This window comes from Bacteroides sp. UBA939, from assembly GCF_002293435.1.
Classification (GTDB): Bacteria; Bacteroidota; Bacteroidia; order Bacteroidales; family Bacteroidaceae; genus Bacteroides.
Genome location: NZ_DBDF01000238.1, coordinates 1 through 26,786, shown reverse-complemented (window position 1 = coordinate 26,786; position 26,786 = coordinate 1). Strand labels below are relative to the sequence as shown.

Below are 26,786 nucleotides of genomic sequence, written 5' to 3'. Positions count from 1 at the left end.
CAAAGTGACAAAATGACAATCCCTTAACTTCTGAAGTATGAATAATAGAGGCTACCCTGCATTATTCATACAGGGTAAGAAACTGCTTTGATTTTCCTTTTTCTTCAGAGGAAAGACAACCATAAATATAGGTAAATTCTGATATTCGTTGTTAATCCCAAAAGTTTTTCTCATAGAATTCATCATCGTTTCAAGAGTTTTTCATACCTTTACACCTTGTTGGGAAATATGCCTTTTTATCAAGAGACAGAATTCATCCCAACCCCTGAGACAGGAAAAGAAAAAACAATATATAATAATGACTCACAAATGGAATTATCAACCCATTACATCCGAACAGGCAGAGATAAGCCAGAAACTGGCCCAAGAATTAGGGGTTAGTCCGATTCTTGGCGAATTATTGGTGAAGCGGGGAATTACAAAGGCGCAGGATGCCAAGAAGTTTTTCCGCCCGCAATTGCCCGATTTGCACGACCCATTCCTGATGAAAGATATGGATGTGGCCGTTGAATGCCTTAATAAGGCAATGGGAAAGAAGAAACGTATTCTGATTTACGGAGATTATGATGTAGACGGAACTACCGCAGTGGCTTTAGTCTACAAGTTCATTCAACAGTTCTATTCGAACATTGACTATTACATTCCCGACCGTTACAATGAAGGTTACGGGGTATCTACAAAAGGAGTAAACTATGCCGCCGAGACAGGTGTAGGATTGGTTATTGTACTGGATTGCGGCATTAAGGCCGTAGAGGAAATAGCGTATGCCAAAGAAAAAGGTATTGATTTCATCATCTGCGACCACCATGTGCCCGATGATGTGCTTCCACCGGCTACCGCCATTCTGAACGCCAAACGTGAGGATAATACATATCCTTACGAACATCTTTCAGGTTGCGGTGTGGGTTTTAAGTTCATGCAGGCATTTGCTATCAGTAACGGCATTGAGTTTCATCACCTCATTCCATTGCTCGACCTGGTGGCAGTAAGTATTGCTTCGGACATTGTACCCATCATGGGAGAAAACCGGATACTTGCTTTTCATGGATTGAAGCAACTGAACAGTAATCCCAGCGTAGGCATGAAAGCAATCATTGATGTGTGCGGACTGACGGAAAAAGAAATCACCGTAAGCGATATTGTATTCAAGATAGGGCCACGTATCAATGCTTCGGGACGTATCCAGAACGGAAAAGAAGCCGTTGACTTGTTGACCGAAAAAGACTTCTCGACAGCTTTGGAGAAAGCCGGCCAGATTAACCAATACAACGAGACGCGCAAAGACCTTGACAAGAATATGACTGAAGAAGCCAACCGGATTGTTGCCGGACTGGACGGATTAGTCGACCGCCGTTCTATCGTAATATACAATGAGGACTGGCACAAGGGAGTTATCGGTATCGTTGCCTCACGCCTCACGGAGGTATATTACCGCCCGGCAGTGGTACTGACGCGTACGGACAATATGGCTACAGGCTCTGCCCGTTCCGTTTCCGGCTTTGATGTGTACAAAGCCATTGAGTATTGCCGCGATTTATTGGAGAACTTCGGTGGACATACGTATGCCGCCGGCCTCTCCATGAAAGTGGAAAATGTACCTGCTTTCACCGAACGGTTCGAGGAGTTTGTCTCACAGAACATCTTACCGGAACAGACAAGCGCCGTTATAGATATTGACGCGGAAATAGACTTCAAGGATATTACTCCGAGATTCTTCAATGACTTGAAGAAATTCAATCCTTATGGCCCGGATAACCTGAAACCGGTATTTTGTACCCACAATGTTTATGATTATGGAACCAGTAAGGTAGTAGGACGCGATCAGGAGCACATCAAACTGGAATTGGTGGATAACAAATCAAACAATGTAATGAACGGCATCGCTTTCGGTCAAAGTTCGCATGTACGTTTCATCAAGACGAAACATTCTTTCGACATCTGTTATACCATCGAGGAGAATACTCACAAACGGGGAGAAGTACAATTGCAAATAGAAGATATTCAACCAAGTTATTAAATGAAGAATGAAGAATTGGCAGCACGGTTATGCCGCGTGCTGATTCTTCATTCTTCATTCTTCATTTCTATGTACAAGGAAATCTTAAAGCAATACTGGGGATATGATAACTTCCGCGGCATACAGGAAGATATCATCAACAGCATTGGTGAAGGCAGAGACACATTGGGACTAATGCCCACAGGCGGTGGTAAATCTATCACGTTCCAGGTTCCCGCACTTGCCAAAGAGGGGCTTTGCTTAGTCATCACCCCTCTGATTGCTTTGATGAAAGATCAGGTACAAAACCTTAGGAAACGGGGAATAAAAGCACTTGCCATATATTCCGGCATGTCCAGGCAGGAGATACTCGTTACGTTAGAAAACTGCATTTTCGGCAATTACAAATTCCTGTATATCTCTCCCGAACGGCTTGGAACAGAAATCTTCCGCATCAAACTGCGGAAAATGAATATCTGCATGATTACAGTGGACGAAAGCCACTGTATATCGCAATGGGGATACGATTTCCGCCCTGCCTACCTGAAGATAGCAGAGATACGCAACTTGCTGCCGGGCGTCCCTGTCCTGGCGCTTACTGCAACCGCCACGCCGGCAGTGGTGAAAGACATCCAGGAACGCCTGCTTTTCAAAAAGGAGAATGTTTTCCGCATGAGTTTCGAGCGTAAAAACCTCGCCTATATAGTTCGCAAAGTAGAGAACAAGACCGGAGAACTGCTGCACATCCTTCGCAGCATGCCCGGCAGCGCCATCGTTTATGTACGCAACCGCAGCCGGACGAAAGAAACCACCGAACTCCTGAATCACGAAGGCATCACCGCCGACTTTTACCATGCCGGCCTGGACGATGCCACCAAAGATATACGCCAACACCGCTGGCAGGCAGGCGAAAGCCGGGTAATGGTTGCCACAAATGCTTTCGGGATGGGGATTGACAAATCGGACGTGCGTATTGTTATTCACCTCGATCTGCCCGACTCCATCGAAGCCTATTTCCAGGAAGCGGGACGTGCCGGACGTGACGGAAACAAGGCGTATGCCGTCATCCTGTATGCCAAATCAGATAAAGTTACCCTCAACAAACGCATTCCGGATACTTTTCCGGAGAAAGATTACATCAAACATCTGTATGAAGATTTGCAATATTACTATCAGATGGCTATGGGTGATGGCTTGGGATGCGTCAGGGAGTTTAGCCTGGAAGATTTCTGCAGGAAGTTCAAGTACTTTCCCGTACCGGCAGACAGCGCATTGAAGATTCTGACACAGGCAGGGTATCTGGAATATACCGATGAGCAGGACAATGCCTCCCGCCTTCACTTCATCGCACGCCGCGACGAACTATACAAATTACGGAATTTAGGAGAAGACGTAGACAAACTCCTCCAGATCATACTGCGTTCCTACACCGGCGTATTCACGGATTATACCTTTATCAATGAGGATTCTCTTGCCGTGCGTAACGGACTGACCCGGCAACAGGTATACGACATGCTGATGCACCTGTCCAAAATGCGTATCATTGATTACATTCCCCATAAAAAGACACCTTATATAATATATACGCGCGAACGTGTAGACATACAGCACCTGCAAATCCCCCGCAGCGTATATGAAAAGCGCAAAGAGCGATATGAAACCCGCATCAAGGCAATGGTAGATTATGTAACCACCGATACTGCCTGCCGCAGCCGTATGCTGTTACGTTATTTCGGCGAGAAGAATGAGCATAATTGCGAAGTATGTGATGTCTGTCTCGGTCGCCGTACGAAAGAAGCGCCACGGAAAATACCAATGGATGAACTACGTAATGAGATACTTCAGGTTCTCGCAAAACAAACAGTCACTCCGGCAGGTCTTGCCGAACAAATAACGATAGATAAAGAGTTTCTACTCGAAGCGTTGCACCAACTATTGGATGAAAAACAAATTGTCTCTGTAGATGGAATACTTCAGCTAAAAAAAGTTATATCATAACGAAGATAATTCTGTTGACTAAAGTTCGTGAGACGAAAAAATCCATCCCACGAGACAAGAAAATCTGTCTCGTGGGATGGATTTTTTCGTCTCACGAGATGAATTTCTTTGTCCCGTGAGATGAATTTCAATGCTTAGTACGAATAATACAGGTTAGGATACGGAAATCTGTTTTATTCCGCTGCCGGTTTCTCAATACCTTCCTTGGTTGCACGTTCTTCCATACGCTTGATGCGGGCATCCAAATCCGGGTGGGTAGAGAACAACTGGCTCAGTTTACTATCCTTCTGCACGCCGGCTTCTTCCTGCATTTTCTTCAACTTCTGGAAAGACAAAGCCATTGCCCAAGGGTTCTTGCCGTGACTTTTCAGGAATTCGTAACCGTAGTCGTCAGCGCTGCGCTCCTGTTTCTGTGAATAAGTAGAATTCACCAAAGCTTCGCCCAAATCACCCAACTGAGAGTCCGACAGTTTTGCAGCCTTACCTCCTTGTGAAGAAATACCATCTTTCAGGGCAGAAGTCAGCAACGCTGTGCGGAAACCATCTTTGGAATCCTTATGCGCCACATGGCCAACTTCATGACCGATAACGCCCAGCAATTCTTCATCGCTCATGATGTCCATAAGAGAAGAGAAAATACGCACACTACCGTCAGCACAAGCAAAGGCATTGACATCTATTACATAGTAGACCTTAAAATTCAAAGGAATTCCTTCTACACTCGTCAGGCCATCTGTCAGCTTTTTCAGACGAATAGTGTACTCATTATCATCGGCACACACCTGATTGTGAGTATCCATCCAGTCGATGTATTCTTTCACGTACTCTGTCATCTGGGCATCTGTTAAAGTTACTGCTTTAACAGCTTTTACCGCACCTTTCAGCGCCTTTGTATTAAATTGAGCCATTGCAGGCATTGTCACAGCCATACATACCAGAAGGATGGCCCACTTCATAAAACTCTTTTTCATTCTTGTTTTTTAGTTTTTGTTACTTTAAAATTTGATAAATGCAATGCAAAGTAACAAATATTAAATGACACTATCGGTATATGAAGAGAAAAATTTCTCTTTTTTAATAGAGTTCTTAGTATGAAATAAGATTTTTCAGTAAGTTTGCAGAAAAATAGGAACAATAGACCAAAGACATACATAATTATGGGATTCTTTAAATCTTTTTTTTCCGGCAAACAAGAAAGTCCGGAAACAGATAAACAGAAAAATAATCAAAAGAATTTTGAAGTATTCAAATACGACGGCATGCGTGCACAACGTATGGGACGTTTTGACTATGCCGTCAAGTGTTTCACGGAAGCCCTGACCATCCAGGAAGACTTTGAAACAATGGGGTATCTAAGCCAGGTTTATATCCAAACCCACGCCCTCAGTGAAGCGAAAGAATTACTGGAACGCATGGCTAAACAGGAACCTATGCATACTTCCACTTTACTCACCCTTGCCAATGTATGCTATATGCTCGAAGATTATCAAGCTATGGCGGATGCCGCACAGAAAGCCATCAATATTGAGGAAGGGAATGCTATGGCGCACTATCTGCTGGGAAGAGCCACTCAAGGATTGGATGACGGTATCATGAGCATTGCCCACCTTACAAAATCCATCGCCCTGAAAGACGATTTTATCGAAGCCCGCCTGTTGCGTGCCGAGGCGTTACTAAAGATGCAACAATACAATGAAGCCCAGGAAGACATAGACGCCATCCTTGCTCAAAACCCTGATGAAGAAGCCGCATTACTGCTCCGTGGAAAAGTTAGGGAAGCAACCGGACAGACAGAACCGGCAGAAGCTGATTATCGTAATGTAACGGAGCTGAACCCTTTCAACGAACAGGCATTCCTGTACTTGGGACAACTATACATCACGCAAGAAAAGTACGTTGAAGCTATCGAACTCTTCGATGAAGCTATCGAACTGAATTCCAACTTTGCGCAGGCTTACCACGAACGTGGTCGTGCCAAACTGTTGAATGGTGACAAGGACGGTTCCGTGGAAGATATGAAGAAAGGATTGGAATTGAATCCTAAAGAGATACAAGGTTTCAGCGGACAATACGGCAACCAGCCGGGTGGAAGACAAACCGATGTGTTAGGACTGTAGTCGTAATCATAGAAATTAGTATCTAATATTAAAAAAAACGTCCCGTTTTGCTTGCAAATAAAAGAAAAGTATTACTTTTGCCTCGAAATAACAACAAAAAGAGAACAAAAGCCATGAATTTGTTTACTTATGCATATTACTTCTTCTTTTACTTTTACTTTAGCAACAGAGTAGAGCGGGAGTTTGTATGTGTCAAGTGACAGTGATGCTTAAGAACGATAAGAGAACTAAAGTAATATATGAATCCCGCTCCATGTATATGGAAGCGGGATTTTTTTTAATAAGCAATATGAAGAGAATAGCCATTCAAGGAACATTAGGGTCGTATCACGACATCGCCGCACACAACTACTTCGAAGGAGAAGAAATAGAGTTAATCTGTTGCGCCACTTTCGAAGATGTATTTACCGCCGTGAAAAAGGATAGCATGACCATAGGTATGCTGGCAATAGAAAATACCATTGCGGGCAGTCTGTTGCAGAACAATGAATTGCTGCGGCAAAGCGGAGCGCAAATCATCGGCGAATACAAACTGCGCATTTCACACAGTTTTGTCTGCCTGCCCGAAGAAGACTGGAACGATATCACGGAAGTCAACTCCCACCCCATCGCACTCATGCAATGTCGCGAGTTCCTCTCCCGGCATCCCAAAATCAAAGTTGTGGAAGGCGAAGACACAGCCCTCAGCGCCGAAATCATCAAGCGGGATAACCTGAAAGGGCACGCCGCCATTTGCTCCAAAGTTGCCGCCGAACGTTACGGCATGAAAATACTGCAAGAGGGCATTGAAACCAATAAGCACAACTTCACCCGTTTTCTGGTAGTGGCAGATTCATGGCGGGCAGACGACATACGGCACCATTCCGGCGAGGAGATAAACAAAGCAAGCATGGTATTCATGTTGCCCCATACCGAAGGCAGCCTATCGCAGGTACTCTCCATCCTTTCATTCTATCGCATCAACCTGACGAAAATACAATCGCTACCCATCATCGGGCGGGAATGGGAATATCAGTTTTATGTGGACGTAGTTTTCGACAATGTACTGAGGTATAAACAATCCATCGCGGCAATCACACCGCTAACCAAAGAACTTAAAATATTAGGCGAATATGCAAATGGAAAAGCAAATATCTAAAATAAAGCCTGCCGACCGGTTGGCAAGCGTAGGCGAATACTACTTCTCTCAAAAACTGAAAGAAGTAGCGCAGATGAACGCAGAAGGAAAAGACGTTATCAGCCTGGGTATCGGCAGTCCCGACATGCCCCCTTCGACAGAAGCCATAGAGACTCTTTGTAAAGAAGCCCGGAACCCGGATGGGCATGGTTACATGCCATACGTAGGCATACCCGAACTTCGCCGCAGCTTTGCCGCATGGTATAAGAAATGGTACGGCGCAGAGTTGAATCCCAACACGGAGATACAGCCGCTTATCGGTTCTAAGGAAGGTATCCTGCACGTCACGTTGGCATTCGTCAATCCGGGCGAACAGGTATTAGTTCCCAATCCGGGTTATCCCACATATACTTCACTGAGCAAGATTCTCGGAGCAGAAGTCATAAACTATAACCTTCAGGAAGAAAACGGCTGGATGCCCGATTTCGAAGAACTGGAAAAGATGGATATGACTCGCGTTAAGCTGATGTGGACAAACTATCCGAATATGCCGACCGGAACAAATGCCACGCCGGAGCTTTATGCCAGGTTGGTGGATTTTGCACGCCGCAAGGACATCATCATTGTAAACGACAATCCGTACAGCTTTATACTGAATGATACGCCTCTCAGTATTCTTAGCGTACCGGGAGCCAAAGAATGCTGCATCGAATTCAACTCCATGAGCAAGAGCCACAACATGCCGGGCTGGCGTATCGGTATGCTGGCAAGCAACGCCGACTTTGTGCAGTGGATATTGAAAGTGAAAAGCAACATCGACAGCGGCATGTTCCGCGCCATGCAACTGGCAGCGGCAACAGCCCTGGAAGCCGGACAGGAATGGTACAATGCTAATAACCGGAATTACAGTAACCGCCGCCATCTGGCAGGAGAAATCATGAAAGCATTAGGATGCACGTATAATGAGAAGCAAGTAGGTATGTTCCTCTGGGGTAAAATACCCGATACATGCGCCGATGTGGAAGAACTGACGGAACGCGTACTTCACAATGCCCGCGTATTTATTACGCCGGGATTCATCTTCGGAAGCAACGGTAAACGCTACATCCGTATTTCGCTTTGTTGCAAGGACCACAAGCTGCAAGAGGCATTGAAGCGTATCAAAGAGATGGAATAAATATATTTACAAGAAGAACGCCTCATAATAAACGCCGGACAGCGTGTTAATAAATCCGGCTAACGTTTTTAAAGAATATGGGCAACGTTTTTAAAAAACGCCGCCTTTATTTATTAACACGCTGAAAGCCCCCTGTTCATGGGAGTTACGAGGAGGTCAAAAGCAACCAGGAAAGATTTATACAACAAGAAAAATAATTAATAAAGAATTAGAATATGGAACTTAAATTAGAGTCGATTTTATTGCCGGGCATTGAGGACAAACGTCCTTTAGTAATTGCAGGCCCTTGCAGCGCCGAGACCAAAGAACAAGTAATGTGCACCGCCAAGCAACTGGCTGAAAAAGGAATGAAAATATTCCGTGCCGGAATATGGAAACCACGAACTAAGCCGGGTGGTTTTGAAGGTGTAGGCGTAGAAGGTTTGGCATGGTTGAAAGAAGTGAAGAAGGAAACCGGCATGTATGTCTCTACCGAAGTGGCAACATCAAAGCATGTGTACGAATGTCTGAAAGCAGGCATTGATATCCTTTGGATTGGTGCACGCACCACTGCCAACCCGTTTGCCATGCAAGAAATTGCTGATGCGCTGGCGGGTGTGGACATTCCGGTTCTCGTAAAGAACCCGGTAAACCCTGACTTGGAACTCTGGATTGGCGCCATGGAGCGTATTTATAATGCCGGACTGAAACGCATCGCCGCCATTCACCGCGGTTTCAGCAGTTACGACAAGAAACTGTACCGCAACCTGCCACAGTGGCATATCCCCATCGAACTGCGTCGCCGCATGCCGAACCTGCCTATTTTATGTGATCCCAGCCACATCGGCGGTAAGCGCGAACTCATTGCACCTCTCTGCCAGCAAGCAATGGATCTCGGTTTCAACGGCTTGATTGTCGAAAGCCACTGTAATCCCGATCAGGCATGGAGCGATGCGTCACAACAAGTAACTCCTGACGTACTGGATTATATCCTGAACCTGCTCGTTATCCGTAAGGAAACGCAAACCACGGAGAATCTCAGCCAACTGCGTAAGCAGATTGACGAATGTGACAACAATCTTATCCAGGAGCTTTCCAAGCGTATGCGTATCGCACGCGAAATCGGTACGTTCAAGAAAGAACACGATATGACCATCCTGCAAACAGGACGTTACAACGAAATTCTGGAAAAGCGCGGTTCACAAGGCGCTCTCTGTGGCATGGATTCCGAATTTATCAAAAAGGTATTTGAATTGATACATGAGGAGAGTGTGAGACAACAAATGGAGATAATTAATAAGTAGATAGTAGTAAGTAGTAACTACTAACTACTTACTACTTACTACTTACTACTTACTACTTACTACTTACTACTAACTACTNNTACTAACTACTTACTACTTACTACTTACTACTTACTACTTACTACTTACTACTAACTACTTTAAAAAATATGCGAATTTTAATACTTGGGGCCGGGAAAATGGGCTCTTTTCTTACAGATATATTAAGTTTTCAGCATGAGACGGCTGTGTTTGATGTTAACCCGCACCAACTGCGTTTTGTCTATAACACGTACCGTTACACTACGTTGGAAGAAATTAAGGAGTTTGAACCGGAGTTGGTGATTAATGCCGCTACGGTGAAATATACGTTGGATGCTTTTCGTAAAGTATTGCCTGTACTGCCTAAAGACTGTATCATCAGCGATATTGCCTCCGTAAAAACAGGGTTAAAGAAATTCTATGAAGAGAGTGGATTCCGCTATGTATCGACTCACCCGATGTTTGGTCCTACGTTTGCCAGCCTCAGCAATCTGAGCAGCGAGAATGCCATTATCATCAGTGAAGGAGACCATTTAGGAAAAGTCTTCTTCAAAGACCTTTACCAAACCCTGCGTCTGAACATCTTTGAATACACATTCGAGGAACACGACGAAACCGTAGCCTATTCATTGTCCATTCCTTTTGTTTCCACATTCGTCTTTGCAGCGGTAATGAAACATCAGGAAGCGCCGGGTACTACATTCAAGAAACACATGGCAATAGCCAAAGGACTGCTGAATGAAGATGATTATCTGTTGCAGGAAATCCTGTTTAACCCTCGCACACCTTCGCAGGTAGAGAATATCCGCCTGGAATTGAAGAATCTGCTTGAGATTATCAGTACGAAAGATGCGGAAGGGATGAAGCAGTATCTGACGAAAATCAGGGAAAAGATTAAATAAGGTTCCCTGAATAACAAAGTCCGTTCCAATAATCACTGGAACGGACTTCTCTTTGTCTTACATTAAAAAACGATTTCCTTAAAAACCCAACATGGCAGCAGGTGGTATATTCAATACTCGGCAAAGCAACCGGGCAATTTTTAAGGTAGGTTCAGAACGACCGGCAATATAATCATTCACTCGTGAAGGACTTATTCCAATTTCACCGGCAAGTTGTTTCTGACTCATTCCTTTTTCTTCAAGGGATAGTTCTATCAATTCAGCAACTGTTAGCTTTTCAACAGGATAATGTTCCTTTTCGTACGCAATGACTATATCTGACATAACGGTAAGTTCCACTGCACGCTTATCATTTGCAGGGGTATTGTCATCAACCAATGGAAGAAGCTCTTCCACTTTTTCCAACGCAAATTCATATTGTTCTTTCGTTACTTTATTCATATCCTGTATCTCCAAATGGTTGAACAATCTATTTTATCGTAATCTTTATGAGTACCCACCCAGCGAATGAAGATGTATCCCACCGTAAATTTAACAACCACAACCAATCGGTATTTGTTGCCTCTTATATTGAAAACATAGTGTTGATTACCTACGTAATCAACAGAAGGAAAATCGACTTTTATATCAGATAAATTTTTCCATTCTGCTTTTTCGGCTATATCATACCAACGCTCTAAGGCTATGCGCGAATCTTCATAACCTTTTGTTTCGTAGAACTCTTTTAGCTTCTTATGTGATACAATTCTCATATCTCTTATTTGATGCAAATATAGGGTGTTCTTTTGGAATATGGAATTATACAAAACAAATATCCTATAAAATAGAATTCGTTTAAAAACGTGGAGCTAAAATTTCCTCATTTACCTTATCTGTATAACATCAAAACAAATCGTAATAATATAATATCCGGCATCAATGAAATAACGGGAAAACTTCGTCTCTTCTTGTGTTCTGTAATGCACATTTTGTATCTTTGCACCCGTAAACCAACTATCCAATGATAGACCAACCCACCATAGACAGAATTCTGGATGCCACACAGATTGTGGATATCGTATCAGACTTCGTTACTCTGCGCAGACGTGGTGTAAATTACGTAGGCTTGTGTCCGTTTCATGATGATAAAACTCCCTCTTTCTATGTATCGCCCGCCAAGGGCTTATGCAAGTGTTTCGCCTGTGGCAAGGGGGGCAATGCGGTACATTTCATCATGGAACACGAGCAAATGAGCTACCCTGAAGCTCTGAAATATCTGGCAAAGAAATACGGCATTGAAATCAAGGAGCGTGAACTGTCCAGTGAAGAGAAGCTGATGCAAAGCGAGCGTGAGAGCTTGTTTATTGTGAACAATTTCGCACGCGACTATTTCCAGAACATTCTTAAAAACCATGCAGATGGGCGTAGTATCGGCATGGCTTATTTCCGCCAGCGTGGGTTCCGGGACGACATCATCGAGAAGTTCCAACTGGGCTATTGTACCGAAAGCCATGACGCTATGTCGCAGGAAGCCATCAGGAAAGGGTTCAAGAAAGACTATCTGATAAAGACAGGGCTTTGTTACGAAACGGACGATCATCGCCTGCGCGACCGCTTCTGGGGACGGGTTATCTTTCCGGTACATACGCTTTCCGGTAAAGTAGTTGCTTTCGGCGGACGTGTACTCAGCAATGCTACGAAAGGTGTCAAGGTAAAGTATGTCAACTCACCGGAGTCCGAGATCTACCATAAGAGCAATGAACTTTACGGTATCTACTTTGCCAAGCAGGCCATTGTGAAGCAAGACCGTTGCTTCCTGGTAGAAGGTTACACAGACGTTATTTCCATGCATCAGGCGGGAGTAGAAAACGTAGTTGCATCCTCTGGTACGGCTCTGACACCGGGACAAATCAAGCTCATCCATCGTTTCACCAACCATATCACCGTGCTCTACGACGGTGACGTAGCCGGCATCAAAGCTTCGCTCCGGGGTATAGATATGCTATTGGAGGAAGGAATGAATATCAAAGTCTGTCTCCTTCCGGACGGAGAAGACCCGGACTCCTTTGCGCGAAAGCATAACACTACCGACTTCCAAAAGTTTATACAGGATAATGAAACGGACTTCATACGTTTCAAGACGAACCTCTTGTTGGAAGATGCGGGAAAAGACCCTGTAAAGCGTGCTGAATTAATCAATAACCTTGTGCAAAGTATATCGGTTATTCCCGAAGCCATTTTCCGCGATGTATATATTAAGGAGTGCAGTCAGTTGTTGCACGTAGAAGACAAGTTGTTGGTTTCGGAAGTTGCCAGACGGCGCGAAACGCAGGCAGAGAAGCAGGCTGAACAAAGGAACAGGGAAATAAGAAAAAACAATGCCGCACAGGCGCCGCTTCCCGATGGCGTGCAACCACCTTATCCTGAAGATATGCCTCCCTATCCTGCGGATGGGGAAATGCAAATGCCCGATGGCGGTACACCATTTCCACCGGAAGTCACCGAATACGTTTCTTATATCCCGCAGGGAGGAAAAGAAGGGCAGGAATTCTACGAATACGAGCACCTTATCCTGCAAATTATAGTACGCTACGGAGAGAAAATAATATGTAAGATTCTCGATGAGGCAGGAAATGAGATTCCCGTTACGGTAATAGAACTCATAATCAGCGACTTGAGAAGGGATGAACTGTCTTTCCACAGCCCGCTGCACAGGCAGATACTAACGGAAGCGATAGAGCATATACACAATGAGGGATTCATTGCCGAAAAGTATTTCCTGGCGCATCCCGACCCTGTTATCAGCAGACTAAGCGCTGAATTAATCGCCGACCGATACCAACTGAGCAAGTATCACTCCAAAGCCCAAAAGTTAGTGACCGACGAAGAGCGTCTTTTTGAGTTAGTGCTTTCATTGGTGAATAGTTTCAAGTTCGCTATCGTCAATGAAGAAATAAAACACATCATGCATGCCCTGCAAGACCCTGCCGTGGTCAATGACGAAGAACGCTGTAATTCTATCATGAAACGCTACGCCGAACTGCGGGAATCCCAACGTCTTATGGCAAAAAAGTTGGGAGACCGGGTTGTGCTGAACGGGTAAAAAACAACTTCTACGTTAGAAAGGAGAGACTTAACTCATGCACCGGATATTCCGGGTGAACATATAAAGTAACTCGGTAAGTGACAGACGATTATGTGGAGACGGTATCAGGATAATACCCGTTGCAGATGGCAGAGAAAATCGATTTTTCAACTTTATGGAAGTGATGAATTCTGGCGAATGAGGTTCATAAACTCCTCACGTGTCTTCGCCTGATTGAAGGCTCCTGTAAAATCGGAAGTAGTCGTAACGGAATTTTGCTTTTCGACTCCACGCATCTGCATGCACATGTGCTTCGCCTCCACAACCACCATCACGCCCAAAGGGTTCAGTGTTTCCTGTATGCACTCTTTAATCTGGAGTGTCATACGTTCCTGCACCTGCAAACGATGGGAGAAAATATCCACCACGCGGGCAATCTTACTCAAGCCTGTAATATAGCCGTTAGGAATATAGGCCACATGTGCTTTCCCGTAGAACGGAAGCATGTGATGCTCACAAAGGGAAAAGAAATCAATGTCTTTCACAATCACCATCTGACTATATTCTTCTTTGAACTTGGCGGAACGAAGCACTTCATGAGGATCCATGTGGTAACCCTTGGTAAGACTTAACATAGCTTTCGCTATCCGTTCCGGTGTCTTCAATAATCCTTCTCGCTCGGCGTCTTCACCCAGTAAAGTGATAATACGATGATAATGATCTTTCAGCTCGTCCAACGCAGGAGATACGATTTCTTCTTTTCCTAACATGCTTTTAAGTAATTTTATAAAGGAATATTTATCTGCTCTTTCACAATAGAGACTTCTTTAAATACTCCCGTATTACGCAACTGGCGCATCGTAGCATCAGCTTCTTCAATACTACGGAAATCTCCTACACGGCACAACCAGCGTGGAGAATTGAAAGAGGTATAAACCGGAAGCTCCGGAAAATATTCCTTAATGCGCGAACCTACCGCACGAGCTTCATTCTTGGCGCTACTGGTATTATTCCCGACATATACTTGTACACGGTAACCGGAACTCTTAATCACCGTTCCGGAAGAAATATCCGAGCCTATCAATGCCGCTATACGGGCATCCTGATGAATACTCACCCTTCCTTGCCCCGGTGCATTACGCTCTAAACTCTGCACAATGCCCTGAGCCGAAACAAAAACAGCAAATGCAAAACATGCAATTAAAAGTAAACCAAACCTTTTCATAATAAATTGAGAGTTGAAAATTGAGAGTTGAGAATTAAGAGTTGAAAATTAGCTATGCTTTCATAATCCGCAACAAAACATGCGACTATACGGCTATCCCTAATTTTCAACTTTCAATTCTCAACTTTCAACTTAATTAATTAAAAGCGTCAATGATACCCTTGAAATCAGCAACCTTCAGTGCAGCGCCACCAATCAAACCACCATCAACGTCAGGATTAGCAAACAATTCCTTTGCATTAGACGGCTTAGCGCTACCGCCATAAAGAATAGAACAGTTGTCGGCAATTTCCTTACCATACTTTTCAGCAACAAGCGAACGGATGAATGCATGGATTTCCTGTGCCTGATCCGGAGTAGCAGTCTTGCCTGTACCGATAGCCCAAACCGGCTCGTAAGCCAACACAATCTTAGAGTAATCTTCGGCAGACAGAGAGAAAACAGAAGCCAACTGGGCGGCAACCACTTCATTTTGCTTTTCAGCTTCGCGCTCTTCCAAAACTTCACCGATACAGAATATAGGAGTCAAACCGTTAGCCAAAGCCAATTTAACCTTCTCTTCCAGAATTTCTACTGTCTCACCATAATAAGCACGACGTTCAGAGTGACCCAGAATCACATATTTAGCACCTGTCGAAGCAACCATAGCAGCCGAAACTTCACCGGTATAAGCACCGGATTCTTTATCTGCACAGTTTTCGGCGCCTACACCAATCTTGGCGGAATCCACCAACGGAGTAACTGACGCCAGATGAATAAACGGAGTACAGATAACAACATCACAATTAGGCTTTTCGTTAGCCAATACTTCATTCAGTTCCTTTGCAAGTTCAATACCCTCCTGAAGGGTTTTGTTCATTTTCCAGTTTCCTGCAACAATGTTTTTTCTCATTTTGTTTTCTTATTTATTAAAAGGGTTAATATATCTACTGTTACGGCAAATCATTCAGTGCCTTATCACTTATACCTTATCATTTACCGCTTATTCATTCGGGAACTTTATTATTTATCGCATTATCATTCAGCGCCTTTCCTCTCTTCTCTCTGCGCCTAACCACCAGGATATCAACCCCGATAATTATCAGCAAAGGAACGATAAACCATAAAAGCATATATCCGATTGTACGTAAATCATTTACTTGTTTTTGTTGACCAAGCGACAACTTGTCCAGACTATCTGTCAACACATATTCATCCGGCAAGCGATTATCGCTCCACTTATTCAGAATGGTACCTTCCTTTATCAGCATCAGCCCCGGATTAGAACGGATTATGGTCTTTAAAGTAATGTCATCCATCTGGCAGAAAGGATATTCCGCTCCGGTTCTGTCACGCCACAATTCTATCTGTTCCTCCGGCGAGGAAGTCAAAGCATAAAAACCATATCCATGTTCTACACTATAATCGTATATTTCGTTGATAAGGTCTATATTACTGTCATCAGTTTCTTCTATACGATGGACAACCAACAGAAATGTATATCCTTTATCAGATAAAATGCCGTCTGTCAAGTCCTCCCCTGTTTCCATACTTACAATCGAGAAATCATGTATAGGAGGTTCATAGCCTTTTTTCTTCAACACTGTACGCGCTTCAACAAACGTCCACGTACTGTCCGGATAATTCTCCAATGTGAATTCTTGCTTCTTTCCGTCTTTCTCCAGAATGAAATGACTTTCAAACTCACTTGGTTGCGCCCCTTCCGGTATCTCCATCCCCGCTTTGATATTCTTCCCTATTTCATAAGGGCGGAAGTCAAGAACGGGCAAATTATTCAGGCAATAAAACGAAAGCACAAATACAAACAAGAAAGTGTACATAGAAACCATCCATTCCATTTTGGGTGTAATAAAGCGGGTAATCAGTTCTTGTTCTTTAAAAACCGATATCGCTGCAATCAGCAATACTACATTCTTACCGAATGTTTCCCAATTGGTCAATATCCAGGCATCACCGAAGCACCCGCAATCAGAAACCGGATTAGTCAAAGCCAGATATAACGTCAAAGGCGTCATCACAACCATCAGCAACAATGCCATTGTAGTGGAAGACTTACGACGTACACCGAAAAACAGGAGGATACCTACCGAAAATTCCACTGCCGGCAGTGCAATGGCAAACAACATCAACAGGTAAGACGGAAACCACGAAACTATCCCGAAAGCAGTCAGGTAATCCTGGATTTTATAAAAGAACCCTAACGGATCGACCGCTTTCACAAAACCGGAGAAGGTAAACAGTACCGCCAATAAGAAACGGCAAATGTTCACCCAGCTTTTCCAGATAATATGTTCCTGCTTAGTCCTCAAATTCAATCTTGATCAAACCGAATACGGAATAATTAATCATATCCATGTAGTTAGCATCTATTCCTTCCGAAACCAAGGTCTGTCCTGCCAAACTCTCAATCTGCTTGGTACGGTAAATTTTCATCAGTATCAAATCCGTATAGGAACTGATACGCATACTACGCCATGCCTCATCATAGTCATGGTTCTTAGCGAGCATCAACTCCAAAGAAGTCCTGGCATATTTATCATACAATGCCAGTGCTTGCTCATTCGTGATATCCGCCGATTCGGCATATCCCAATTCCAACTGTATCAATCCGATAATGCCATAGTTGACTATCGCGATGAATTCGGAACGTATCCCTTCATCCACCAACGTCACTCCTTTGGTTTCAATACTTCTGATGCGATTGGCTTTAATGAATATCTGATCTGTTACGGAAGCCGGACGGAGAATACGCCATGCCGAACCGTAATCATGAAGTTTCTTGGAGAACAAATCACGACAAACTGTAATGACATGTTCAAATTGTTGCATAGTATCTTTCATTTCCTTTGATTATGCTGATACCTATCTTTACATTTTGTTGCAAAGGTATGAATAATTAAAGAAAAAAGGAAAGGAGGCACTCTAAATTATATTAAAGTGCCTCCTTCCTTTATCATGTTATCAACAATCCTACGAGCAACGTAACACTTGCCCCGGACGTAAAATAGTTTTCCGGGTAATACGATTCAACTGGCAAAGCCGGTTAACAGATACCCCCTGACGGGAAGCAATCCTGGACAGTGTATCCCCTTTCTTCACTTTATAGAACAAGCCTTCTCCGGAAGCCATACTACGTGATGTACCTTTAGAAGTCTTGGTCTTAGTGAATGCATAATGGTCGGCAACAATATCTTGCTTTGCAAAGTCGAACATTAAAGCCGGATTAAGCGGAACTCCGAGGAAGCGGGTTTCAAAGTGCAGATGCGAACCGGTAGAACGTCCGGTATTGCCACCCAAACCAATAGGTTCTCCGGCTTTTACCAACTCATTAACCTCTACAATCTGTTTAGACAAGTGTGCATAGACTGTTTCCAGTCCATTATCATGACGAACAACGATATACTTGCCATATCCGCGACGCCGTCCCTCATCCCTGACTACACGTACCTTACCGTCAAAAGCTGCACGAATCGTATCTCCTACAAATACTTTAATATCCAATCCGTTATGTATTCTGCGTCTTCGGGGACGATAGCCGAATATATCGGTAATCCTCGTATTCGTAGTGGGCATACAGAAAGAGGTCAAATCTATGTTATAACTTTCCGGTACTATAACATCACCATAAGACAGCTTGTGGTCATTATTCCAATCCGGGTATAAGCTAAGACCGGGATAAGCGGATTGTTCCGCACGTATCTGCCTTTGCAAAACCAGCGAATCAACACTTTTAAGTTTTTTGTCGATAGGCGCCTGACGGGCAATCAGGTCTTGAGAGAAAGAACTCAGACTGACCATTGCCATCGCAGCTATTAAAATCGTTTTTATGCAATTTACATTCATTCTGTTTCGTCATTTGTTTTGATATCCGGTTGCAAGCATCTCCGTGCTCAACAAACCTTTTGTTTGTTTTCGAATACCAGATTATTAAAAAAATTCTCTCAAAGGTAGCATTTTCCTCCGAAACGTAGAGTCAGTTCTTAACCATTTTTTAATGAAAGATAAGAAAATGAAGATTCAAAAAGCTCATAACTACCTGTAAATATGATAGATAGGAGAAAACATGTTTAACAACATAAAATACAAATAAACTGCATATTTAACCAGTATTCAACTAATGGAAGCCCAGTTAACGTTCGTTTTGCGCAATGCCTTCAACTGTCGCCACAAGATTTCATTTTCCGGCCGTACGCCCGTAGGGTCAGCATCCACAATTGTTACTGCCACGTCTCGCACATATTGCAGCAACTGTCCATCACGTGCAATATCGGCAATCTTCAGGTCGAAAGCAACACCGCTTTGCTGGGTACCTTCCAGATCACCGGGGCCACGCAATTTCAAGTCTGCTTCCGCAATTTCAAACCCATCGTTGGTACGCACCATAATTTCCAACCGTTTCCGGGTTTCTTCAAGCAATTTATATCCGGTTACTAAAATACAGTAAGATTGTTCCGCTCCACGACCTACACGACCACGCAATTGGTGAAGCTGCGATAAGCCGAACCGTTCGGCATTCTCTATCACCATCACGGAAGCATTCGGAACATTCACTCCTACCTCAATAACCGTAGTCGCTACCATTATCTGCGCTTCTCCCGAAACAAAAAGTCGCATCTGCGCATCTTTCTCGGCAGTTTTCATTTTGCCGTGCACTTTACAGACCTTACATTCGGGAAACTCTTCACAAATATGCAGATAACCTTCTTCCAGGTTCTTAAGGTCAATTTTCTCACTCTCCTTAATCAACGGATAGACGATATAAACCTGCCTGCCTTCCGCAATCTGTTTATGGATAAACTGGTACAGGCTTACCCGGTGAGCATCATACTTATGGATGGTAACGATAGGCTTACGTCCCGGAGGCAGTTCATCAATGACGGAGACATCCAGATCGCCATACAGAGTCATCGCCAAAGTGCGCGGAATAGGAGTGGCGGTCATGACCAACACATGAGGAGGCTGGGCATTTTTCGTCCACAAGCGTGCGCGTTGCGCTACGCCGAAACGGTGCTGTTCATCTATTACTACGAGTCCCAGAGAAGAAAAATTCACTGTATCTTCTATTACCGCATGAGTACCGATAAGAATGCGGACATCTTTCGTTAATAAACCGGCGAGAATAGCTTCTCTCTTTTTCCCTTTCACGGAACCCGTCAGCAACTCCACCCGCACGTCCATTCCATATAATAACTCACGGATTGTTTCGTAATGCTGATTGGCCAATATTTCCGTGGGAGCCATCATACAAGCCTGATAACCATTATCCAAAGCTATCAGCATACTCATCAACGCCACCAATGTTTTCCCGCTGCCTACGTCTCCCTGCAATAAACGATTCATCTGCCTGCCGCCGCCCATATCCCGGCGAATCTCCTTCAATACGCGTTTCTGTGCGCCCGTTAATTCAAAAGGCAGATTCCGGGTATAGAAAGTATTGAAAACCTCTCCTACCGTTTCAAACACATATCCCCGGTATTTCCGTTGCCGGTCTTTGGCATAACGTAGAATATTCAACTGTATGTAGAAAAGTTCCTCGAACTTCAACCGGTACTGTGCTTTGCGAAGCTGTTCCGGAGTTGCCGGAAAATGAATATTCATCAAAGCCTCCGTCAACGGCATCAGGAAGTGTTCTGCTAAAATACCGGGAGAAAGTGTCTCCGGTAACGGTTCACGAAGTTGCTGTATCACAATTTCCATCATCTTCTCAATAGCATGGGAATTGAGAAAACTCCGTTTCATCTTCTCCGTCGTGTTATAATAAGGTTGCAGCCCCATTGCCGAAAGTTTCAGTTCCGACACATCATCAATATCCGGATGGGCTATGTTTATCCGCCCATTAAATACGCTGGGCTTACCAAATACAATATATTCTTTATGCGCCTTGTATTTTCCAACCAGAAATTTAATACCTTGAAACCAGACTAAATCAATTACTCCTGTGCCATCCGAGAAATGAGCAATCAGTCGCCTCTGACGTCCTTCCCCTACTGTTTCAAAACCAAGAATTTCACCTTTAAGTTGAATGTAAGGCATCGTACCGTCAATCTCATGGATATAATAGATACGGCTGCGATCCACGTATTTATACGGGAAATAATACAATAAATCATGCAGAGAATAAATTCCCAGTTCCTTATTAAGCACGGAGGCGCGTTGCGGCCCCACACCCGACAAATATTTTATATCACGAGAGGTGAGATCAAACATGAACCAACAAAGCAGCGATCAATCAAAGCACGCACATTGCCTCTTTCAATTCCTGCACTTTTTCTTCGCCAAGCATCATGTCTACTACGGTCAAAGCAAATCCCATAGCCGCACCCGGACCTTTACCGGTTACGATATTGCCATCCCTTTCTACCGGCGCTCCGGTACATTCCGCACCTTCCAGATATTGTTCAAAGTCCGGATAACAAGTGGCCTTGCGTCCTTTCAGCAAACCAAGTTTACCCAATATCATAGGAGCGGCACAAATTGCAGCAATGGGCTTATTCTTTTCCGCAAACGCCAACACAAGTTTACGAAGTTCCGGACACTTCTCCAAAGTAGCGGCTCCCGGCATACCTCCGGGCAAAAGTATTAAGTCTGCGTCATAGAAGTCGCAGTTTGCAATATTCTTATCACAAAGTACCGGTACGTCATGCGCTCCCGTCACTATTTCATCAGGAGTTACAGATACCATTTCCACATTCAAGCCTGCACGCCTCATCACATCCACAGAGGTGAATGCTTCTATTTCTTCAAATCCGTCTGCAAAAAAGACATAAACCGTTCCCATAATTATTCTCCTTTTATTTTAATTTAAAGTTATATGTTATTGTCCCTGTTTGATTATTCAAGCCGCTTACGGCATTAAAACGCGCCTTCTTAGCGGCATCCTCAGCAGCTTTCCGTAACGTAGAGTTTACAGTATTGGTTTGCCGGTTAATACCGGTAGCAATCACATGCCCCGCAGGATTCACGGTAATGGTAACAACCACCTTTCCTTCGTCCGGCACATTATATACCGGTCTTGGTAACCCACCTTCTCCTAAAGAACGCCCTCCAAGATCAAAAGTTCCATATCCACCGATTCCGCCCGATGTTGCGGCGGGCACATCCCCGGTCTGGCTTCCCTGAATACCTTGTCCTTCGGTCTCACCTTTGTTTCCCATCTGCGCTCCTCTCCCGAATGCACCTGCTACCCGCTTGCTCGCAGCTTCTTCCATTTCCCTGCGCTCCTGTTCGGCTTTGGCTTCCGCCAGTTTCCGGGCTTCTTCCGCTTTCTCGGCTTCGGTCTTTTCCGGCTTTTTCACCTCTTCTTTTTTGGTTTCCGCTTTCGGTTTGATTGCCACGGTTTCTTCATCTTCCTGGGTAATCATCTCCTGATCCACCGCATCCTCCACCTCAGGAGTAACAGTTTCCGGCAACACATCTACTTTTACCAAAGAAGGGTCGGCGCTTCCTAAGGCATCAGGCACTTCCCCCAGCATCACCGGCACACCATCCTCTTCCGGTCGTTCAGGTAAAGTAAAACCAACCAGTATCAAAAGGAGTATAAGCCCCACATGCACCAGCAGAGCGCCCAGTATTCCTATATATTTGCCTTTCTTCTTCGGATTCACTCTATTTCATTTTATGATTTCTGTAATTGAGCATAATTATTTTCTTATCACATTAAATGCTAATTGAGAAATACCATGATTTCACACTAAAAAGCAACTGCCACTGCTTTACGGATTTCAGCAAGACATTTAGTCAGTTTTGTATCCTTTTTAGCCATCTGCATATTATATCGCGTCTGCATATTGAGTAGTGCTGTCGGTTCTAAACCCAATGCAGCCTCAATACGCAATGCGAAATCGGTATTCACCGGACGTTTGCAATTCAGCACCTCATTGAGATAAGAGTAAGCAACCCCCATCTGTCCGGCAAGTTTCTTTTGAGAAATGCCACGAAAGTCTATTTCTTCTTTTAGTATTTCACCCGGATGTATCGGGTAAAATGGTTCAACCTTTCCTGTATGTACTGATGTCATAATACTACTTATAATGATTCGACAATTCAATAATGTTACAAATGGTTATGGCTTCTTCACCACAGATAACAGTAACAGTAAATTCTATCCTGTATTGCAAATTTACCCGAATAGAATGAATACCTTCTTTATCACCACGCAATACTTCATAGTTAAGAGAGTTGTATTTGTACAAGTCCTCTAAAGCATTCGCCTCTTGCAATCGATAAATAGCTCGTACATAACCTTTTATTACTTCTGGTTGAAATCGGTGCTTTTTATCAGATATCTTACCTCTTTTATAGAGATCTAACAAATACTGCTTTTCAAATTCAACTCGCATACTACATAGTTATGTTGCAAATATAACACTTTCACCCTTAGATATTCACTAAAAAGTGATTTATTCAAAAAGAATAGTTATCTTCACGCTTATATCCATAGGCATCACTTCCCTTTTCCCTCCGGCAGACGCGTAGCCAGCACCATCTTGAATTTATTCTCATTAGCAATATTCAGCACTTTCACAATCTCCCGGTAAGGCACGGCTTCGTCGGCATAAAGCGCCACATACATCTCCGGCTCTTTCGCAGCGCACGACTGCAGGAAAGGAGTCAACTCTTCCGGAGAAATCGCCTGTTCCTTATCATTCCCGAAAGCTGCGTAAAAATTCAGTTCCTTATCAATAATAACCCTTGTCAACGGTTTGGCGGACGTTTGCTGTTTTCCCTGCGGAAGCAACACCTTGATAGCATTGGGCGACACGACCGTAGAAGTAATCATAAAAAAGATCAGCAACAGGAAGATGACGTCCGTCATGGATGCCATACTGAAATTGGGCGATATTTTAGCTCTACGCTTTAGCACGCTTTGAATATTTAATGGTTAATATTATTTTGCAGGTTCATTCAAGAGGTCCATAAACGCCATTGTCTTAGCCTCCATCTTGTTAACCACACCGTCTACCAGTGTCACCAGATAATTATAGGCAAACATGGCAATAATACCTACAACCAGACCGCCGACCGTAGTAATCATAGCTTCGTAAATACCTCCCGAAAGCAGAGTAATATCAATATTGTTGCCGGCGTTAGCCATTTCAAAAAAAGCCCGCACCATACCGGTTACCGTACCAAGGAAACCAATCATCGGCGCTCCGCCGGAAATAGTCGCCATAATCGTAAGCCCTTTCTCCAGTTTAGCCACTTCAATGTTTCCTACATTTTCAATCGCAACCTGCACATCGTTTACCGGACGCCCTAACCGACTGATACCCTTCTCAATCATCCGCGCCGACGGAGTATTCGCACTGCGGCAATAAGCAACCGCAGCCTTTATCTCTCCATCCAGGATATAGTCTTTTATCCTATCCATAAACATCGGGTCTTCTTTTCCCGCCTTCCGGATGACATAGATACGTTCAAACAGAATGTAGAAACAAAGAATGGACAACAGTCCAAGAACAATCATAATCCAGCCGCCCTTGATAGTCATACTCCACAAGTTCATTTCCTCGGGAGCAACTACCTGGGTCAATACCGGATTGGCACCTGCAATAGAATCGGTCAGCGCCGGAGCCACTTGGGCCAGTAACAACATCATATTCATCAACGAAGACAGTTTTTATATTCCCGGATAGTCCGTTCCAATCCCAGATACAAAGCATCGGCTACCAATGAATGCCCTATGGAGACTTCATCCATCCACGGAATGTTTTGATATAAATAATTCAAATTCACCAAACTCAAATCATGCCCGGCGTTCAATCCCAGCCCCAAACAGCGCGCCACCTTGGCAGCCTCTACAAAAGGAGCTACGGCCGCTTCTTTATTCTGCGGATAAGCTGTCGCATACGGTTCGGTATAAAGTTCCACACGGTCGGTTCCCGCTTTGGCGGCATACTCTATCATTTCCGCATCGGCAGAAACAAACACAGAGGTACGGACACCCGCATTCTTAAATGCCTCCAGCACCTCAGTCAGAAATTCCAGGTTCTTTTTGGTATCCCAGCCGGAATTGGAAGTCAGTTGTTCAGGACTATCGGGCACTAACGTAACCTGGTGAGGCTTTACTTTCAATACCAGGTCTATAAATTCAGGAGCAGGATACCCCTCTATGTTAAATTCCGTACGGAGCAACGGACGAAGTCCGTACACATCACTCCGGCGAATGTGCCTTTCATCCGGGCGAGGATGTACCGTAATACCATCCGCCCCAAAGCTTTCACAATCCAGCGCCACTTTCACAACATTGGGTACATCACCTCCGCGAGCATTACGCAGTGTTGCAATCTTATTTATATTTACGCTTAATTTAGTCATAATTGTAGTTATACTTTGGGACAAAAGTACAAATAATAGCGATACATTGGTATCGTTCTGAGAAAAAAATGCCATATTTGCATTTCATTAAGAAAGTACGGACAATGAAATTTGCCATATTTGGAAATACTTATCAAGCTAAAAAATCAAAGCATGCTGAAACCTTATTCCATTTACTGGAACAACACAACGCCCAGCTTTGCATTTGCAGGGAATTCTATAATTTCCTGGTTTCTGATTTGCATCTAAGTATCTCTTCCGCCGAATTATTTGACGGAGACGATTTTACCGCCGACATGGTTATCTGCATCGGCGGTGACGGTACATTTCTGAGAGCGGCGAGCCGGGTAGGCAAAAAGAATATTCCCATTTTGGGTATCAATACGGGGCGTCTGGGCTTCCTGGCAGACATCTCTCCGGAAGAAATGGAAGAGACTTTCGATGAAATTTATAATAATCATTATAAGGTGGAAGAACGCAGCGTCCTGCAATTGAACTGCGACGACGGGAACTTAATGAAATCCCCTTATGCACTCAATGAAATTGCAATCCTGAAGCGCGACAGTTCTTCCATGATCAGCATCCATACCGCCATTAACGGCGCCCATCTCACCACCTATCAGGCTGACGGTTTGGTCATATCCACTCCTACCGGTTCCACGGCCTACTCTCTCAGCGTGGGTGGCCCCGTCATTGTGCCGCATAGCAAAACCATAGCCATTACTCCTGTAGCGCCGCACAGTCTCAATGTGCGTCCCATCGTTATTTGCGATGATTGGGAAATTACACTTGATGTAGAAAGCCGCAGTCATAATTTCCTGGTCGCTATCGACGGACGCAGCGAATCATGCAAAGAAACCACCCGGCTGAAAATTTCACGTGCCGATTATAGCATTAAAGTAATCAAACGCTTCAATCACGTCTTCTTCGACACGCTCCGCAACAAATTGATGTGGGGGGCAGATGTAAGAGAATAAAAAGCCTGTTTAAAATCCGGCTGATACGCTACTCCTTCTTCCTGTACTTCGCAGCAAACACGGCTGGAGTTTCGCCGAACTCTTCCACCTCATACTAATGGGATTATTTTCGAGGTTCACAACCTTCACATACCCCATGTATCCTCCTTATTCATGGCATATAACGGGTGAAAGCACTCTGTAAAAAGCGCCCTTTTCAAGGGTTCACCGCTTTCACACCTCGCATTGCCCCGGACTTCTGTTGACCGGACGAATATTTGTTTCCTAATCTATCTATCGTATTAAGTCACAGGTGTTTAAACATCTGTGATTCAATGTAAGCATTCGGCATAGTACGGTCTTTTCCTTTTTCTTTGTTCTTGTTAGCTTTGCGCTTTCTTCAAATTTAGTTATGAGTTCACTTCAAAAAGTACATTTTAGTGCTTTCACCCCCTTTCAGAAGTGTCAATAGGACGTTAATTTCTAACAAAAAGACTTTTTGAAGTAGACTCAGTTATTAATGCGAATCAGGAGTTAATGGAGTTATCTCCGTACCAGGGCCGTGTCAAAGCATTACCAACTCCGTACCCGCTCCGTATAAAGGTACCCTTAT

Annotated in this window: 26 protein-coding genes; 9 read left to right on the top strand and 17 right to left on the bottom strand. The window is 44.0% G+C overall.

What is annotated here, in order from left to right; genetic code table 11:
- The first annotated feature begins 298 nt into the window (after nt 1-298).
- The gene (recJ, locus tag B2Z67_RS15815; protein ID WP_291530805.1) at nt 299-2,017 is read left to right on the top strand and encodes a single-stranded-DNA-specific exonuclease RecJ; all 1,719 of its coding nucleotides are present in this window, start codon (nt 299-301) and stop codon (nt 2,015-2,017) included.
- Nucleotides 2,018-2,086: 69 nt separating this feature from the next.
- The gene (locus B2Z67_RS15810) at nt 2,087-3,994 is read left to right on the top strand and encodes a RecQ family ATP-dependent DNA helicase (RefSeq protein ID WP_291530808.1); all 1,908 of its coding nucleotides are present in this window, start codon (nt 2,087-2,089) and stop codon (nt 3,992-3,994) included.
- 173 nt (nt 3,995-4,167) lie between these two features.
- Here B2Z67_RS15810 and B2Z67_RS15805 read toward each other — a convergent pair whose 3' ends face one another.
- Nucleotides 4,168-4,965 carry a M48 family metallopeptidase gene (locus B2Z67_RS15805; RefSeq protein WP_291530804.1) on the bottom strand — a complete coding sequence of 266 codons (798 nt, stop codon included), beginning with the start codon at nt 4,963-4,965 and terminating at the stop codon, nt 4,168-4,170.
- Between the two features lie 183 nt (nt 4,966-5,148).
- Between B2Z67_RS15805 and B2Z67_RS15800 the strand changes: the two genes are divergently transcribed.
- The 5 genes from B2Z67_RS15800 (at nt 5,149) to B2Z67_RS15780 (ending at nt 10,611) form a co-directional block, all read left to right on the top strand.
- Nucleotides 5,149-6,111, top strand: coding sequence for a tetratricopeptide repeat protein (locus B2Z67_RS15800; RefSeq protein WP_291530807.1), 963 nt, complete (start codon nt 5,149-5,151; stop codon nt 6,109-6,111).
- A 289-nt stretch (nt 6,112-6,400) separates the two neighbouring features.
- Nucleotides 6,401-7,249 (top strand): prephenate dehydratase, encoded by an 849-nt coding sequence (locus tag B2Z67_RS15795; protein ID WP_291530803.1) that lies wholly within the window; start codon nt 6,401-6,403, stop codon nt 7,247-7,249.
- Nucleotides 7,224-8,405, top strand: a complete 1,182-nt coding sequence (locus tag B2Z67_RS15790; RefSeq protein WP_291530802.1) for a pyridoxal phosphate-dependent aminotransferase — start codon at nt 7,224-7,226, stop codon at nt 8,403-8,405. Before B2Z67_RS15795 ends, B2Z67_RS15790 begins: the two co-directional genes overlap by 26 nt.
- Before the next feature lie 215 nt (nt 8,406-8,620).
- Nucleotides 8,621-9,688: a bifunctional 3-deoxy-7-phosphoheptulonate synthase/chorismate mutase type II gene (locus tag B2Z67_RS15785; protein WP_291530801.1), complete on the top strand. Its 1,068-nt coding sequence runs from the start codon at nt 8,621-8,623 to the stop codon at nt 9,686-9,688.
- Between the two features lie 149 nt (nt 9,689-9,837).
- The gene (locus B2Z67_RS15780) at nt 9,838-10,611 is read left to right on the top strand and encodes a prephenate dehydrogenase (RefSeq protein WP_291530800.1); all 774 of its coding nucleotides are present in this window, start codon (nt 9,838-9,840) and stop codon (nt 10,609-10,611) included.
- A 78-nt stretch (nt 10,612-10,689) separates the two neighbouring features.
- On the opposite strand, the gene B2Z67_RS15775 is transcribed toward B2Z67_RS15780, so the two are convergent.
- On the bottom strand, nt 10,690-11,052 hold the full coding sequence (locus tag B2Z67_RS15775; protein WP_291530799.1) for a helix-turn-helix domain-containing protein: 363 nt from the start codon (nt 11,050-11,052) through the stop codon (nt 10,690-10,692).
- Entirely contained in the window at nt 11,049-11,363 is a 315-nt protein-coding gene (locus tag B2Z67_RS15770; RefSeq protein WP_291530798.1) for a type II toxin-antitoxin system HigB family toxin, read from the bottom strand. The genes B2Z67_RS15775 and B2Z67_RS15770 overlap by 4 nt, the downstream gene beginning before the upstream one ends.
- 248 nt (nt 11,364-11,611) lie before the next feature.
- Here B2Z67_RS15770 and dnaG point away from each other — a divergent pair, with 248 nt between their 5' ends.
- Nucleotides 11,612-13,693, top strand: a complete 2,082-nt coding sequence (dnaG, locus tag B2Z67_RS15765; protein WP_291530797.1) for a DNA primase — start codon at nt 11,612-11,614, stop codon at nt 13,691-13,693.
- A 155-nt stretch (nt 13,694-13,848) separates the two neighbouring features.
- On the opposite strand, the gene folE is transcribed toward dnaG, so the two are convergent.
- From folE to B2Z67_RS15695, 14 genes are all read right to left on the bottom strand, one after another.
- Entirely contained in the window at nt 13,849-14,445 is a 597-nt protein-coding gene (gene folE / locus B2Z67_RS15760) for a GTP cyclohydrolase I FolE (RefSeq protein WP_291530796.1), read from the bottom strand.
- 14 nt (nt 14,446-14,459) lie between these two features.
- The gene (locus B2Z67_RS15755; protein ID WP_291530795.1) at nt 14,460-14,900 is read right to left on the bottom strand and encodes an SPOR domain-containing protein; all 441 of its coding nucleotides are present in this window, start codon (nt 14,898-14,900) and stop codon (nt 14,460-14,462) included.
- Nucleotides 14,901-15,036: 136 nt separating this feature from the next.
- On the bottom strand, nt 15,037-15,792 hold the full coding sequence (gene tpiA, locus B2Z67_RS15750) for a triose-phosphate isomerase (RefSeq protein ID WP_291530794.1): 756 nt from the start codon (nt 15,790-15,792) through the stop codon (nt 15,037-15,039).
- A 94-nt stretch (nt 15,793-15,886) separates the two neighbouring features.
- Entirely contained in the window at nt 15,887-17,215 is a 1,329-nt protein-coding gene (locus B2Z67_RS15745) for a BT_3928 family protein (protein WP_414630824.1), read from the bottom strand.
- On the bottom strand, nt 17,199-17,741 hold the full coding sequence (locus B2Z67_RS15740) for a DUF1599 domain-containing protein (protein WP_291530792.1): 543 nt from the start codon (nt 17,739-17,741) through the stop codon (nt 17,199-17,201). The genes B2Z67_RS15745 and B2Z67_RS15740 overlap by 17 nt, the downstream gene beginning before the upstream one ends.
- Nucleotides 17,742-17,870: 129 nt before the next feature.
- Nucleotides 17,871-18,743: a M23 family metallopeptidase gene (locus B2Z67_RS15735; RefSeq protein WP_291530791.1), complete on the bottom strand. Its 873-nt coding sequence runs from the start codon at nt 18,741-18,743 to the stop codon at nt 17,871-17,873.
- 267 nt (nt 18,744-19,010) lie between these two features.
- Nucleotides 19,011-21,107, bottom strand: coding sequence for an ATP-dependent DNA helicase RecG (recG, locus tag B2Z67_RS15730; protein ID WP_291530790.1), 2,097 nt, complete (start codon nt 21,105-21,107; stop codon nt 19,011-19,013).
- 22 nt (nt 21,108-21,129) lie between these two features.
- The gene (locus tag B2Z67_RS15725; protein WP_291530789.1) at nt 21,130-21,678 is read right to left on the bottom strand and encodes a DJ-1 family glyoxalase III; all 549 of its coding nucleotides are present in this window, start codon (nt 21,676-21,678) and stop codon (nt 21,130-21,132) included.
- A 13-nt stretch (nt 21,679-21,691) separates the two neighbouring features.
- A complete protein-coding gene (locus B2Z67_RS15720) occupies nt 21,692-22,504 on the bottom strand; it encodes a TonB family protein (protein WP_291530788.1) in 813 nt (270 codons plus the stop codon).
- Between the two features lie 86 nt (nt 22,505-22,590).
- Nucleotides 22,591-22,917: a HigA family addiction module antitoxin gene (locus B2Z67_RS15715; RefSeq protein WP_291530787.1), complete on the bottom strand. Its 327-nt coding sequence runs from the start codon at nt 22,915-22,917 to the stop codon at nt 22,591-22,593.
- A gap of 4 nt (nt 22,918-22,921) precedes the next feature.
- On the bottom strand, nt 22,922-23,239 hold the full coding sequence (locus B2Z67_RS15710; RefSeq protein WP_291530786.1) for a type II toxin-antitoxin system RelE/ParE family toxin: 318 nt from the start codon (nt 23,237-23,239) through the stop codon (nt 22,922-22,924).
- Between the two features lie 104 nt (nt 23,240-23,343).
- The gene (locus B2Z67_RS15705; RefSeq protein ID WP_291530806.1) at nt 23,344-23,724 is read right to left on the bottom strand and encodes an ExbD/TolR family protein; all 381 of its coding nucleotides are present in this window, start codon (nt 23,722-23,724) and stop codon (nt 23,344-23,346) included.
- A 63-nt stretch (nt 23,725-23,787) separates the two neighbouring features.
- Complete coding sequence (locus B2Z67_RS15700) at nt 23,788-24,504, bottom strand: MotA/TolQ/ExbB proton channel family protein (RefSeq protein WP_291530785.1); 717 nt, start codon at nt 24,502-24,504, stop codon at nt 23,788-23,790.
- Nucleotides 24,504-25,217, bottom strand: coding sequence for a pyridoxine 5'-phosphate synthase (locus B2Z67_RS15695; RefSeq protein ID WP_291530784.1), 714 nt, complete (start codon nt 25,215-25,217; stop codon nt 24,504-24,506). Before B2Z67_RS15695 ends, B2Z67_RS15700 begins: the two co-directional genes overlap by 1 nt.
- 104 nt (nt 25,218-25,321) lie before the next feature.
- Between B2Z67_RS15695 and B2Z67_RS15690 the strand changes: the two genes are divergently transcribed.
- A complete protein-coding gene (locus tag B2Z67_RS15690) occupies nt 25,322-26,194 on the top strand; it encodes an NAD kinase (RefSeq protein WP_291530783.1) in 873 nt (290 codons plus the stop codon).
- The last annotated feature ends 592 nt before the right edge of the window (nt 26,195-26,786 follow it).